Raw genomic sequence first — 13,228 nt, 5'->3', positions numbered from 1 at the left:
TCGAGATTCGAGCCTATCGGGAGGCATCCTCCGAACAGCGGACGGGCGGACCCATGTTGTCTTATTTTATTGGCGCCTGAGGGTGCATCAGCCCATGGAACAAGCCATCCGCACTTGCCAGACAGCGTGACGTGACGTGCGTGCGGGCGCACACGGAATGACGGAATTTCACCTACCGAACGAGGGCGCTCCACCCGTTCTCGTCATCCCGGGCGTCAGGGTCGCCCGTCCTCCCCAGGTATGACACGGGCCCGCGCCGTCCGACCGGAGTCGCCCCCGTGAACCGGAACAGCGACTGACTACACGGGCGCTCGCGGCCGGGACGATGAATCAGTCCCCACGAACGCACGTCGTCCCGACAGGAGCACCTTCCCGTGACCACCACACCCACCGCCGGCCGGACCACCGCCGTGGCCGCACGCGCCACGGAGCTGTCGAAGATCTACGGGCAGGGTGAGACCCGGGTGGTCGCCCTGGACCGGGTCTCCGTCGACTTCCGGCAGGCCGAGTTCACCGCGATCATGGGTCCGTCCGGCTCCGGCAAGTCCACGCTGATGCACTGCGTGGCCGGTCTCGACACCTTCTCCTCGGGGTCCGTGCGCATCGGCGACACCGAGCTGGGGTCCCTGAAGGACAAGCAGCTGACCAAGTTGCGCCGGGACAAGATCGGTTTCATCTTCCAGGCCTTCAACCTGCTGCCGACGCTGACCGCGCTGGAGAACATCACCCTGCCCATGGACATCGCCGGGCGGAAGCCGGACAAGGCGTGGCTGGACCGGGTGATCCAGATGGTCGGGCTGTCCGGGCGGCTCAGCCACCGGCCCTCGCAGCTCTCCGGTGGCCAGCAGCAGCGCGTGGCCGTCGCCCGCGCCCTGGCTTCCCGGCCCGAGATCATCTTCGGTGACGAGCCGACCGGAAACCTCGACTCGCGCTCCGGCGCCGAGGTGCTGGGCTTCCTGCGCAACTCCGTGCGCGAGCTGGGCCAGACGGTGGTCATGGTGACCCACGACCCGGTGGCGGCGGCATACGCCGACCGCGTCGTCTTCCTGGTGGACGGGCAGATCGTGGACGAGATGCACGCTCCGACGGCCGACTCCGTCCTCGACCTCATGCGCCATCTTCCCGGGGGGAACCCCCAGACTCCCGAGTTCGACGCGAAGGGCCGTACCAGCTGATGTTCCGCACCGCCCTGCGCAACGTCCTCGCGCACAAGGCCCGGCTCCTGATGACCGTACTCGCCGTCATGCTCGGCGTGGCCTTCGTCTCCGGGACGCTGGTCTTCACCAACACCATCTCCGACGCCTACCAGAAGAGTTCCGCCAAGGGCTTCGACCGGGTCGACGTCGCCGTACAGCCCGAGTACCAGGACTCCGAGGGCGACAAGGTCGGCAGGACTCCCGAGCTGACCCGGGCGCTGCTCGACAAGGCCGCCAAGGTCCCGGGCGCCGCCTCCGCCACCGGGGTCGTCACCGGCTTCACCGCCGTCGCCGACAAGGACGGCAAGCTGGTCGGCGGCGACTGGCAGTCCGCGGGCGGCAACTACTGGGGCGCCGAGGACGCCCGGTACCCGCTGGTCAGCGGTCACGCCCCGCACGGCAAGGACGAGGTGCTGCTCGACTCCAGGACCGCCGAGCGCGCCGGCTACAAGGTCGGCGACACCGTGCGCCTGTCCGTCGACGGCCCGGTTCTCACCCCGACCGTCGCCGGCGTCTTCACCACCGACGACGGCAACGTGGCCGCGGGCGGCAGCCTCGCCCTGTTCGACACGCCGACCGCGCAGACGCTGTTCGGGAAGAAGGGCACGTACGACGAGATCGACGTGCGGGCCGCGGCCGGAACCAGCCAGTCGGCGCTGAAGGCCGCGCTGGACAGGGCCCTGCCGTCCGGCCTCGTGGAGACCACCACGGGCAAGCAGCTCGCCGACGACCAGGCGCGGGCCATCTCCGCCTCGATGAGCGGGCTGCGGCAGACCCTTCTGGTGTTCGCCGGTATCGCCCTGTTCGTCGGCACGTTCATCATCGCCAACACCTTCACCATGCTGGTCGCCCAGCGCACCCGGGAACTGGCCCTCATGCGGGCGGTCGGCGCCTCCCGCCGCCAGGTCACCCGTTCGGTGCTCGTCGAGGCGTTCGCGGTCGGCGCGGTCGCCGGTGTGGCCGGTCTGGCCGCCGGTATCGGCATCGGCGCGGGCCTGCGCGGCCTGCTGGGCGCCTTCGGCGCGAGCGTGCCCGACGGGCCCCTGGTGATCAGCCCGGGCACCGTGGTGACCGCCCTCGCGGTCGGCATCCTCATCACCATGCTGGCCGCCTGGCTGCCCGGCCGGCGGGCCGCGAAGATCCCGCCGGTGGCGGCGATGAGCAGCGTGCACGCCAAGGCCACCGCCAAGTCGCTGGTGCTGCGCAACACGTTGGGCGCGCTGCTCTCTGCGGGCGGCGTCGCGGTGGTCCTCATGGCCACGACGATGGACGCCGACGCCGCCCAGGGCCCGATGGGCCTGGGTGCCGTCCTGCTGATCATCGGCGTGTTCGTGCTGACCCCGCTGCTGTCCCGCCCGCTGATCGCGGCCACCGCCCCGGTGCTGCGCGTGTTCGGTGTCTCGGGCAAGCTGGCCCGCCAGAACTCGGTGCGTAACCCGCGCCGTACGGCGGCCACCGCCTCCGCGCTGATGATCGGCCTGACCCTGATCACCGGCATGACGGTGATGGCGGGCAGCCTGCAGACGTCGATCGACAAGATGGCCGGCGCGGCGATCCGCGCGGACTACGTCGTCTCGATGGCCAACCGCGGCCCGCTCTCCCCGGACGTGGCGCGCAAGCTCGCCGCCGCCGACGGTGTGACCGCCAGCAGCCCGCTGCGCAACGGCGAGTCCCGTATCGACGGCAAGACGGAGTTCCTGACCGGTGTCGACGGCTCGGCGATCGGCAAGCTGACGGACCTGAAGGTGGACGACGGTTCCTTCACGGTGGGGGGTTCGCAGGTCGTCGTGGACGAGGACCAGGCCAAGGAGTACGGCTGGAAGGCCGGTTCACGGTTCACCGCGCACTTCGAGGACGGCAAGGCGCGGAGGCTGACGGTCGCCGGGGTCTACGAGGGCAACGACATGATCAACGGAATCATGCTCGACAACAAGGTCCTCACCCCGCACCTGACCGATCCCGCCGACATGCAGGTCATGGTGAAGACGGCGGACGGCGCGTCCGGCACGGCCAAGGACGAGCTGGTGAAGGTCCTCGGCACCAACCCGGCGATCAAGATCCAGGACAAGCAGGACATCTCCAACGAGATCGCCAAGATGTTCACGCTGATGCTGAACATGGTCTACGGCCTGCTCGGCATGGCCGTGATCGTCGCGGTGCTCGGGGTCATCAACACCCTGGCGATGTCGGTCTTCGAGCGCTCCCAGGAGATCGGCATGCTCCGTGCGATCGGCCTGGACCGCAAGGCGATCAAGCGGATGGTGCGCCTGGAGTCCCTGGTGATCTCCCTGTTCGGCGGCGTGCTGGGGATCGGCCTCGGCGTGTTCTTCGGCTGGGCTGCCGGGGAGCTGCTGGGCACGAAGATGCCGACGTACGAACTGGTCCTGCCGTGGGGCCGGATGGCGGTCTTCCTGCTGCTCGCGGGCACGGTCGGCATGCTGGCCGCCCTGTGGCCGGCCCGGCGCGCGGCCCGGCTGAACATGCTGGCGGCGATCAAGGCCGAGTAGTGGTACGACGACGGGCCCCGCTCTGCGTGCGCAGGGCGGGGCCTTGCCGTGTCAGCCGTTCCAGACGCGGGTGCGCAACGGCAGGCCGGACTTCCCGGCCTCCGGGGTGCGGATCGCCAGGACCTGGTTGACACCGATGCGGTTGCGTTCGAAGGCGAGCGCGCAGGCGGCCATGTACAGGCGCCAGACGCGGGTGCGGCCGGGGCCGGCGAGCCGGACCGCGCGGCCCCAGTCCGCCTCCAGGTTGGCGACCCACTGGCGCAGGGTGCGGGCGTAGTGCTCGCGGATGGACTCCACGTCCCGCACCTCGAAGCCGGCGCGCTCCAGCTGGGTGACGGTGGTGCCGATGGGGGCGAGTTCGCCGTCGGGGAAGACGTAGGCGTCGATGAACGGATCCGCCTCGTACGCCGACTCGTCCCCCTGGGGGCGGCGGGCGATCTGGTGGTTGAGCAGCCGCCCGCCGGGCCGCAGCAGGGCGTACAACTGGTTCGCGTACTCCAGATAGCGTTCGGCACCGACGTGTTCGGCCATCCCGATGGAGGAGATCGCGTCGAAGGGGGCGTCCCCGACGTCCCGGTAGTCCTGGACGCGGATCTCCACCCGGTCGGCCAGGCCCTCGTCCGCGACGCGCTTACGGGCGTAGGCGGCCTGTTCCTGGGAGAGCGTCACCCCGACGACGCTCACGCCGTGCTCGCGGGCCGCGTGGATGGCCATGGAGCCCCAGCCGCAGCCGACGTCCAGCAGCCGCTGACCGGCCGTCAGGCCGAGCTTGGCGCAGATGAGTTCGAGCTTGTCGCGCTGGGCCGACTCCAGGGTACCGCCGTCCTCCCAGTACGCGCAGGAGTACACCATGGAGGGGCCGAGGACGATCTCGTAGAAGTCGTTGCCGACGTCGTAGTGGTGGCTGATGGCCCGCTTGTCGGTGCGCCGGGTGTGCAGACGCCGGCGGGGTCTGCGGACCTCCTCGCGGGGCGGGGCCGGCGGGACGGGCGGTCCGGCGAGTCTCAGCAGTTCGCGGGCGGCGGCGCGGACGTCCGGATCGCGCATCGCCTCGACCAGGGTCCGGGCGTCCTCCCCGCGCTCCCACACCAGCCCGGCCATCACCTCCAGCACGGTGTACAGGTCACCCTCGATGTCCAGGTCACCGGCCACCCAGGCGCGGGCAAGTCCCAGTTCCCCCGGTTTGAACAGCATGCGGCGCAGGGCGCGGCGGTTGCGGATCACGAGCGCCGGCGCGTCCGGCGGTCCGGCCTGGGACCCGTCCCACGCCCGTACCCGCAGGGGAAGCGGTGTTCCCAGCATCTGTTCGGCAAGACTCCTCAGCCGCGACGCGGCGTCGGCCATGGCGCACACCTCCAAGACGACGATCCCGGATGTCCGTTCACCACGTAAACACCGTGAAGCGCTCAGCGCAGTCCCGCAAAGGAGTTACAACTGGGCAAATAGCTGTACCATGCATACACTTTGGTCCCTCGTACAACGCCGAAGGACCTCCCGCACCACGGATGGCGGGAGGTCCTTCGAGGGTGTTTCAGTGACCGGAGGTCAGGAGGCCTTGGCCTTCTCCTCGGTCTTCGCGGCGGCGACCGGGGCGGGCTTGGCGGCCTCGTAGAACTCCTCGCGCGGGTTCTCCATGGCGCCGAGGGAAACGACCTCGCGCTTGAGGAACATGGCGAGCGTCCAGTCGGCGAAGACACGGATCTTACGGTTCCAGGTCGGCATCGCCATGCCGTGGTAGCCACGGTGCATGTACCAGGCGAGGCGGCCCTTGAGCTTGATCTTCACCTTGCCCATGACGATCATCGCCACGCCCTTGTGCAGGCCGAGACCGGCGACCGCGCCCTTGTTGGCGTGCTCGTACTCCTTCTGCGGGAAGCCCCGCATACCGGAGATCACGTTGTCACCGAGGACGCGCGCCTGGCGCAGCGCGTGCTGGGCGTTCGGCGGGCACCAGGCGTTCTCGTTGCCCGCCTTGCGGCCGACGAGGTCCGGGACCTGTGCGTTGTCACCGGCGGCCCAGATGTAGTCCGTGCCCTTGACCTGGAGCGTGGGCTCGCAGTCGACGTGGCCGCGCGGGCCGAGGGGCAGGCCGAAGCGGGAGAGAGCCGGGTTCGGCTTGACGCCGGCGGTCCACACGATGGTGTTGGAGTCGACCTCGAGGCCGTTCTTCAGCACGACGTGACCGTCGACGCAGGAGTCCATGGAGGTGGAGAGGTAGATCTCCACGCCCCGGCTCTCCAGGTGCTCCCTGCCGTACTGGCCGAGCTTGGGGCCGACCTCGGGAAGGATCTTGTCGGCGGCATCGACGAGAACGAAGCGCATGTCCTCACGGGACACGTTCTTGTAGTACTTGGCCGCGTCCCGGGCCATGTCCTCGACCTCGCCGATGGTCTCCGCACCCGCGAAGCCACCGCCGATGAAGACGAAGGTGAGCGCCTTGCGGCGGATCTCCTCGTCGTTCGTCGAGTCGGCCTTGTCCAGCTGCTCGAGGACGTGGTTGCGCAGGCCGATGGACTCCTCGATGCCCTTCATGCCGATGCCCTGCTCGGCGAGGCCGGGGATCGGGAAGGTGCGGGAGACCGCGCCCATCGCGATGACCAGGTAGTCGAAGGGCAGCTCGTACGCCTCGCCCACCAGGGGGGCGATCGTGGCGACCTTGCGGTCCTGGTCGATGGTGGTGACCCGGCCGGTGAGGACCTCCGCCTTCGGCAGCACGCGTCGCAGCGGGACGACGACGTGGCGAGGGGAGATGCTGCCGGCGGCGGCTTCGGGGAGGAAGGGCTGGTAGGTCATGTACGACCGGGGGTCGACGACCGTGACGGTCGCCTCGCCGTAGCGCATCTTCTTGAGAATGCGCCGAGCTGCGTACAGGCCTACGTACCCACCGCCTACTACGAGGATCCTGGGACGCTCCGTGGTGCTCATGCCATCGAGTATCCACCCGCCTGAGGGGGGCTGCTCGTGCGCCCCTTCACAAGGTCCGACAGGCACTGTGCTAAACTCCGCGGCCCGCGTGACGCAGGTCATGCGGCCGAAAGGGAACCGCGAGTCGGTTCGACCCGTTGCCAATGCCGCGTGAGCTGCCTCTCCGGCCCTTTCGGGTCCCTGTGAGGCACCCCGGCCAGCGTCCTGGCCGACCCCCCGGGAAGACCCGCCGGACACCCTCGCGAGCGCCTCCCGAGGGCTGTTCGGCCCTCCCACGGGTCAATGAGAGCCCTTTGATCCCTCGCCAGGGCCGAATTCCTTGTGAAGAACTTCACGAACTTTTCCGACGGGACGTCATCGGCACCTCCGGACGGCCCGCTCACACGTTATCCAACCTGCTCACCGGAGACTACCGACCAGTAGCAAACGGGCCGGAAAACGCCCCTGTCTCTCCGGGTGGGCGACCGGCGGGACGTCTACCGCACCCCGCAGGACCTCAACACGACTCGCGTACTACGGACCACGCGATGCCGTCCAGGATGTCGTGCTCGCTCACCACGACCTCCTCGGCGCCGATGCGCTCCATGATCGCGAGGAGGACCAGGGCGCCCGCGCCGATGACGTCGACCCGGCCCGGGTGCATGGACGGCACCGCGGCGCGCTCGGCGTGCGTGGAACGCAGCAGCCACTCGGTGATCTCGCGGACCCGGTCGTGGGAGATGCGGGAGTGGTGGATGCGCGCGGAGTCGTACTCGGGGAGGTTCTGGGCGATCGCGGACACGGTGGTGACCGAGCCGGCGAGGCCGACCAGGGTGCGCGCCTCGCGCAACGGGACCGTCTGCTCGGCGAGGTCCAGGGCGGCCTCGATGTCGGCCCTCATGGCGGCGATCCGCTCCTCACCGGGCGGGTCGCTCACCTTGCCGTCGTGCACCAGATGCCGCTCGGTCATCCGCACACAGCCGACGTCCACGGAGCGCGCGGCGCGCACGTGGTCCTCACCGACGACGAACTCGGTCGAACCACCACCGATGTCCACGACGAGATAGGGCTTGGCGAGGTCGTCGCGGCCCTTCAGTTCCCTGGTCGCCCCGGTGAAGGAGAACTCGGCCTCCTGGTCACCGGTGATGACCTCCGGCTCGACGCCGAGGATGTCGACGACCCCCCGCACGAAGTCGTCCCGGTTCTCGGCGTCGCGGGAGGCGGAGGTGGCGACGAAGCGGAGCTTCTCGGCGCCGTGATCCTTGATGACCCGCGCGTACTCGCGGCATGCGGCGAACGTGCGCTCCAGGGCCTCGGGCGCGAGCCGGCCGGTGCGGTCGACGCCCTGGCCGAGCCGAACGATCGTCATCCGCCGGTCCAGATCGACCAGTTCACCGGTCTCGGGGTCGGCGTCGGCGACGAGGAGCCGGATGGAGTTCGTACCGCAGTCGATGGCGGCGACGCGGGGCATGGGCAGGTCCTTCTTTCACAGCGCTCTGGGCAGCCGACCGGGTCGGGTGGTGGTGGGCGAGGACGGGGGGCCGAGGGGGCGGAGCCCCTGGGGCGGGAGCGGTCCGGCGGTCACTCCTCGGCGGCGTCGGCGTCGGGCACGACGCACGGGCCCTTGCTCCACCACTCCGGCAGCATCGCGATCGCCTCGTCGCCGAGCGGGTTCACACCCGGCCCCGCGGCCAGGGAGTGGCCCACCAGGACGTGCAGGCACTTCACCCGGTCCGGCATACCACCCGCGCTCGGGAAACCCTCCAGGACCTCGATCTCGTCCCGGCGCCGGATGTAGTCCTCATGGGCGGCCCGGTAGGCGGCGGCCAGTTCCGGGTCGGTCCGCAGCCGCTCCGTCATCTCCTTCATGACGCCGTTCGCCTCCAGCGTGCCGATCGCCGAGGCGGCGCGCGGGCACGTCAGGTAGTACGTCGTCGGGAAGGGCGTGCCGTCGGGCAGCCGGGGCGCCGTCTCCACGACGTCCGGCTGGCCGCACGGGCAGCGGTGCGCGATGGCCCTCAGGCCCCGCGGCGGGCGGCCGAGCTGCTGCTTGAAGGCCTCGACGTCCGCGTCGGTGGGCTCGGTGCGCGGAGTGGGCGGCGGAGGCGTTTCCATGACTGCTTTCAGGGTGGCTTTCTGTCGGACACCGGCCGGGCGGCCGGCTTACTGGTCGGAGGCGTCGGACTTGTCGACCCCGTCCCAGACGTTCGCGTACCAGGGCCGGTGGGCGGCCCCGACGTCGGCGCGGGACTGCTTGGCCGCGCCCGGGTCGATGACGACGTACCCGGTCTCCCCGGGCATCACATAGTGCAGCCGGCGCCGGATCTGCTGCTTGGCGTAGGCGTCGTCCTGCCAGCGCGCCTTGAGGTCGCGCAGCTGTTCGACACGGTGGCGTGCCTGCTCCTGCTGCCGCCGGAGGTCGGCGATCTCGGCGCGCTGCGAGACGTACTGCCGCATGGGATAGGCGAGCGCGACGATCATCGTGCACAGCACCAGCGCGAGCAGCGCCGCGCGGCCGGTGAGCCGGGAGCGGCGGGCCTGCCGCTTGGTCTGGGAGCGGTAGACCCGGGCCGCCGTCTGCTCGCCGAGCAGCCGCAGCCTGGTCGCGGTGGAGAACCGGTCACGGTCCTTCACGGCCATCTTCCCCGCCTCCCGATCACACACGCGCGTACGTCCCCGGACACGGTACGGGACCGGGTACGGGGACGTACGTACGACTGGCTAGGACAGCCCGGGTTGGCTCAGCCCTCGGAGATCTCGAGGTTGCCCTTGAAGCGCGGGAACGCGCTGCGACCGGCGTACACCGCGGCGTCGTCGAGGATCTCCTCGATGCGCAGCAGCTGGTTGTACTTGGCGACGCGCTCGGAGCGGGCCGGGGCGCCGGTCTTGATCTGGCCGCAGTTGGTGGCGACGGCCAGGTCGGCGATGGTGACGTCCTCGGTCTCACCGGAGCGGTGGGACATCATGCACTTGAAGCCGTTGCGCTGAGCCAGCTCGACGGCGTCCAGGGTCTCGGTCAGCGAGCCGATCTGGTTGACCTTGACCAGCAGGGCGTTGGCGGCGCCCTCCTCGATGCCGCGGGCGAGGCGCTCGGGGTTGGTGACGAACAGGTCGTCGCCGACGAGCTGGACCTTGTCACCGAGCTTGTCGGTGATGATCTTCCAGCCGTCCCAGTCGTCCTCGAACAGCGGGTCCTCGATGGAGACGAGCGGGTAGGCCGCGACCAGCTCCTCGTAGTACTCCGTCATCTCGGCGGCGGAGCGCTCCTTGCCCTCGAAGAGGTACTTGCCGTCCTTGTAGAACTCGGAGGCGGCCACGTCGAGCGCGAGGGCGATCTGCTCGCCGGGGGTGTAGCCGGCCTCCTTGACGGCCTCGAGGATGAGGTCGAGGGCCTCGCGGTTGGAGCCGAGGTTCGGGGCGAAGCCGCCCTCGTCGCCGAGGCCGGTGGACAGGCCCTTGCTCTTCAGGACCTTCTTCAGCGTGTGGTAGACCTCGGTGCCCCAGCGCAGCGCCTCGGAGAAGGACTCCGCGCCGATCGGGGCGATCATGAACTCCTGGATGTCCACGTTGGAGTCGGCGTGCGAGCCGCCGTTCAGGATGTTCATCATCGGCACCGGCAGCAGGTGCGCGTTCGGGCCGCCCAGGTAGCGGAAGAGGGGGAGGTCGCTGGCCTCGGAGGCGGCGTGGGCGACGGCGAGGGAAACGCCGAGGATGGCGTTGGCGCCGAGCGAGCCCTTGTTGTCGGTGGCGTCCAGGTCGAACATGGCCTGGTCGATCAGGCGCTGCTCGGTGGCGTCGTAGCCGACCAGCTCCGGGCCGATCTGCTCGATGACCGCGAGGACGGCCTTCTCGACACCCTTGCCCTGGTAGCGGTTGGGGTCACCGTCACGCAGCTCGATGGCCTCGAAGGCACCGGTGGAGGCGCCGGACGGGACGGCGGCACGACCCGTGCTGCCGTCGTCGAGGCCGACCTCGACCTCGACGGTGGGGTTCCCTCGCGAGTCGAGGATTTCCCGGGCTACGACGACGTCGATGGACGGCACGAGCATCTCCTTCTTGGATGTGACGCTGGAAGTGCGGGGCCGGCCGCCTTGCGGCTGGGCCTTGCGACTAGAGCCTAACCGTCCCAGGGGCGTCGGCCACCGACCGACCGTCCCGTGGACAGGAGGGACACGCAGACGGTACCCATTGTTCAGGCTGGGAACAAAGGGGGGTGCGGGTGAGACCTGGCCGAAGAACGGGAAAACAGAAAACCCCGCCCCGGTGCGTACGGGGGAATACGCACCGGGGCGGGGAGCCCGTGGGGACGGGGGGTGGCCCTCACGAGGCCTTCAGCGTGCGGACCGGGGAGGTGAGGGCGCTGTGGTTCGCGTGGGAGCCGGGCGTCACTTCAGGTGCAGCTGCTGGCCCGGGTAGATGAGGTCGGCGTCCTCGACGATGTCCTTGTTCAGGTCGAACAGCTTCTTCCAGCCACCCTTGACGCCGTGCTTCTCGGCGATGGAGCTGAGGGTGTCACCCGCGGCGACCTTGTACTCGCCGTCGCCCTTCTTGACCTTCTTGCCGGTCGGGGTGGTGACGGTCTTGGTCGCGGCCGGACGCTCGGCGGAGCGGGAGGCGGCCTGCCGGCCGGTGGAGCGGGTGGTGGTGCTGCTCGACGAGGTGCTGTTCGAGGAGCTGCTGGAGGAGCTGCTGTTCGAGGAGCTGCTGCTCGGGGCGGAGCCGTTGTAGGCGGCGCCGGACAGGCCCGTGCCGCAGACCGGCCAGGCACCCTTGCCCTGGGCGGCGAGGACCTTCTCGGCGACGGCGATCTGCTGCGCCTTGCCGGCCTGGTTGGCCTGGGCGGCGTACTGGGTGCCGCCGTACGCGGCCCAGGTGGAGGCCGAGAACTGCAGGCCGCCGTAGTAGCCGTTGCCGGTGTTGATGGACCAGTTGCCGCCGGACTCGCACTGGGCGACCGCGTCCCACTCGGAGGCGGTGGCGGCGGAGGCGTTGCCGGCCGCCATCAGCGGGGCGGCGACGGCGGCACCGGTGACACCGGCGAGCGCGATGACACGAGTGGCCTTGGACGGACGACGGTGCTTGCCCTTGCCGGAAAACAGCATGGATCGATCCCCTCACCGACGCCTGCGAGGTGAGCTGTCGGGTTCGGGCCGGTTGAGTTGCCCGGCCGCACTCCCGCTTGCGCGAGGTGCGGCTTCACCCCCAGCCGGCGCCAGCTCAACTGCTGGTTCCGGCACTTACCTTGGGTCCCCCGCTCCTGCCTACGGCGCTTGACGCGACGACTGTTCCCGGGCATCCGCTGGCAGGATTCGGCGTTGCGACTGCCGGGGCTCGTGGTGACGAGCGATCTCGACCGTAGACAGGCGATCGACGGAATTTCAAAGACGATCAGGGCTTCTGAGACTCATCCCACACTTTCGCCAAACCGGACATCAGCCACGAAACAGGGCGTCAACTCCCGCCGCTTTTCGCCCGTTTAGGCACCGACTTCCAGGGTCTGACCGGCGGTGATGTGGTTTGGATCGGCGCCGATGTCCTTCTTGTTTCCGGCATAGAGCGCGCGCCATCCGCCGTCGACCTCGAGCGAGTCGGCGATGGAGACGAGGGAGTCGCCCTCGCGGACGGTGTAGGTGCCCGGTTCACGGGAGGCGTGACGGCCGGACGTCGCGGCATCCTGACTGTTTGTCACGTTTTCGTCCGCGCTCCCGCCACGGTGACGTCCACCACTGATGAGGGCGCCGGTGTCGACGAGGCTCCAGGAACCGGCACTCTGCTGGGAATTGTCCGAGTTTCCGACACTGGGGGTGGCCGCAGGCGTGCTGCCGTCCCCCTGCGAGTTTCCGGTTTCGGGCGAGACCGACCTGTCGGACTTCGGAGCGTTGGTACCGGTGGAACCGGTGGAACCGGTGTCCGCACCGGGATCCGCGGTGACGTCCTTGCCCGGACCGGGCGTCGGCGTGGTGGCCGAACCCGTGGAGGAATCCGAGCCCGAAGCCGAGCCGGAGCCGGCGTCGGCAGCGGAGTCGGAGCCGGAACCAGAGCCGGAGGGCGAGGCTGAATCCGGCAGACCGGACGAGTCGGAGTTGTCGGCCGAACCGGACGAGTCGCCCGAACCGTTGGCGTCACCGGAGCCGCCGACCCCCGTGTCGACGTCCACGGAGCCGGAGTTCGAGGTCAGGCCGGACAGCAGCGCACAGGTGGCCCAGGGGGTGGTGCCCCGGTCGGCGAGAATCTTCTCGGCCACGGCGATCTGCTGCGAACGGCTGGCCTCGTCGGCACTGTCGGCGTACTGGCCACCGCCGTACTTGTCCCAGTCGTCCTGCGGGATCTGCAGGCCGCCGTAGTACCCGTTGCCGGTGTTCGCGCTCCAGGAACCGCCGCTCTCGCACTCGGCCACCTTGTCCCACGTGGTGCCGTCGGCCGCGTTGGCACTCGCGGCGCCGAGCAGGGGGATGGCGATGGCGGAGCCTGTCACGCCGGCCGCGACGAGGAGGGCCGGAGCCTGACGGGGGCGACGGTGACGACCGTTCCCGGAGAGCATGCGGAAGCCTTTCGTGCGACAGCAGGACCGGCGCGGCGGATGAAGCCTGTCGCCGCGCTGATGGGTGAACGTATAGGCAG

10 protein-coding genes and 1 riboswitch are annotated in these 13,228 nt (G+C 69.7%); of the genes, 2 read left to right on the top strand and 8 right to left on the bottom strand.

Annotation, left to right across the window (positions count from 1 at the left end; translation table 11 throughout):
• Positions 1-374: 374 nt before the first annotated feature.
• Together AC07C1_RS24805 and AC07C1_RS24800 are read left to right on the top strand one after the other, a co-directional pair.
• A complete protein-coding gene (locus AC07C1_RS24805) occupies positions 375-1,175 on the top strand; it encodes an ABC transporter ATP-binding protein (protein ID WP_478942305.1) in 801 nt (266 codons plus the stop codon).
• Positions 1,175-3,703, top strand: a complete 2,529-nt coding sequence (locus AC07C1_RS24800) for an ABC transporter permease (protein WP_478942303.1) — start codon at positions 1,175-1,177, stop codon at positions 3,701-3,703. Before AC07C1_RS24805 ends, AC07C1_RS24800 begins: the two co-directional genes overlap by 1 nt.
• A gap of 51 nt (positions 3,704-3,754) precedes the next feature.
• On the opposite strand, the gene AC07C1_RS24795 is transcribed toward AC07C1_RS24800, so the two are convergent.
• The 8 genes from AC07C1_RS24795 to AC07C1_RS24760 form a co-directional block, all read right to left on the bottom strand.
• Positions 3,755-5,047, bottom strand: coding sequence for a class I SAM-dependent methyltransferase (locus AC07C1_RS24795; protein WP_478942301.1), 1,293 nt, complete (start codon positions 5,045-5,047; stop codon positions 3,755-3,757).
• Positions 5,048-5,248: 201 nt separating this feature from the next.
• Positions 5,249-6,628 carry an NAD(P)/FAD-dependent oxidoreductase gene (locus AC07C1_RS24790; protein ID WP_478942299.1) on the bottom strand — a complete coding sequence of 460 codons (1,380 nt, stop codon included), beginning with the start codon at positions 6,626-6,628 and terminating at the stop codon, positions 5,249-5,251.
• 496 nt (positions 6,629-7,124) lie between these two features.
• Complete coding sequence (locus AC07C1_RS24785; protein WP_478942298.1) at positions 7,125-8,078, bottom strand: Ppx/GppA phosphatase family protein; 954 nt, start codon at positions 8,076-8,078, stop codon at positions 7,125-7,127.
• A 110-nt stretch (positions 8,079-8,188) separates the two neighbouring features.
• Positions 8,189-8,722 (bottom strand): DUF501 domain-containing protein, encoded by a 534-nt coding sequence (locus AC07C1_RS24780; protein ID WP_478942296.1) that lies wholly within the window; start codon positions 8,720-8,722, stop codon positions 8,189-8,191.
• A 48-nt stretch (positions 8,723-8,770) separates the two neighbouring features.
• Entirely contained in the window at positions 8,771-9,247 is a 477-nt protein-coding gene (locus AC07C1_RS24775; protein WP_478942294.1) for an FtsB family cell division protein, read from the bottom strand.
• A 101-nt stretch (positions 9,248-9,348) separates the two neighbouring features.
• On the bottom strand, positions 9,349-10,650 hold the full coding sequence (gene eno, locus AC07C1_RS24770) for a phosphopyruvate hydratase (protein ID WP_478942292.1): 1,302 nt from the start codon (positions 10,648-10,650) through the stop codon (positions 9,349-9,351).
• A gap of 342 nt (positions 10,651-10,992) precedes the next feature.
• Positions 10,993-11,709, bottom strand: a complete 717-nt coding sequence (locus AC07C1_RS24765; protein WP_478942290.1) for a transglycosylase family protein — start codon at positions 11,707-11,709, stop codon at positions 10,993-10,995.
• A 4-nt stretch (positions 11,710-11,713) separates the two neighbouring features.
• Positions 11,714-11,886: riboswitch (cyclic di-AMP (ydaO/yuaA leader) on the bottom strand.
• 197 nt (positions 11,887-12,083) lie between these two features.
• On the bottom strand, positions 12,084-13,148 hold the full coding sequence (locus AC07C1_RS24760; protein WP_478942289.1) for a transglycosylase family protein: 1,065 nt from the start codon (positions 13,146-13,148) through the stop codon (positions 12,084-12,086).
• Between the last annotated feature and the right edge of the window lie 80 nt (positions 13,149-13,228).

The organism is Streptomyces sp. NPDC045022 (assembly GCF_056432605.1).
Note: the sequence above shows the minus strand (reverse complement) of the source record. Positions and strands in the feature narration are given on the sequence as shown.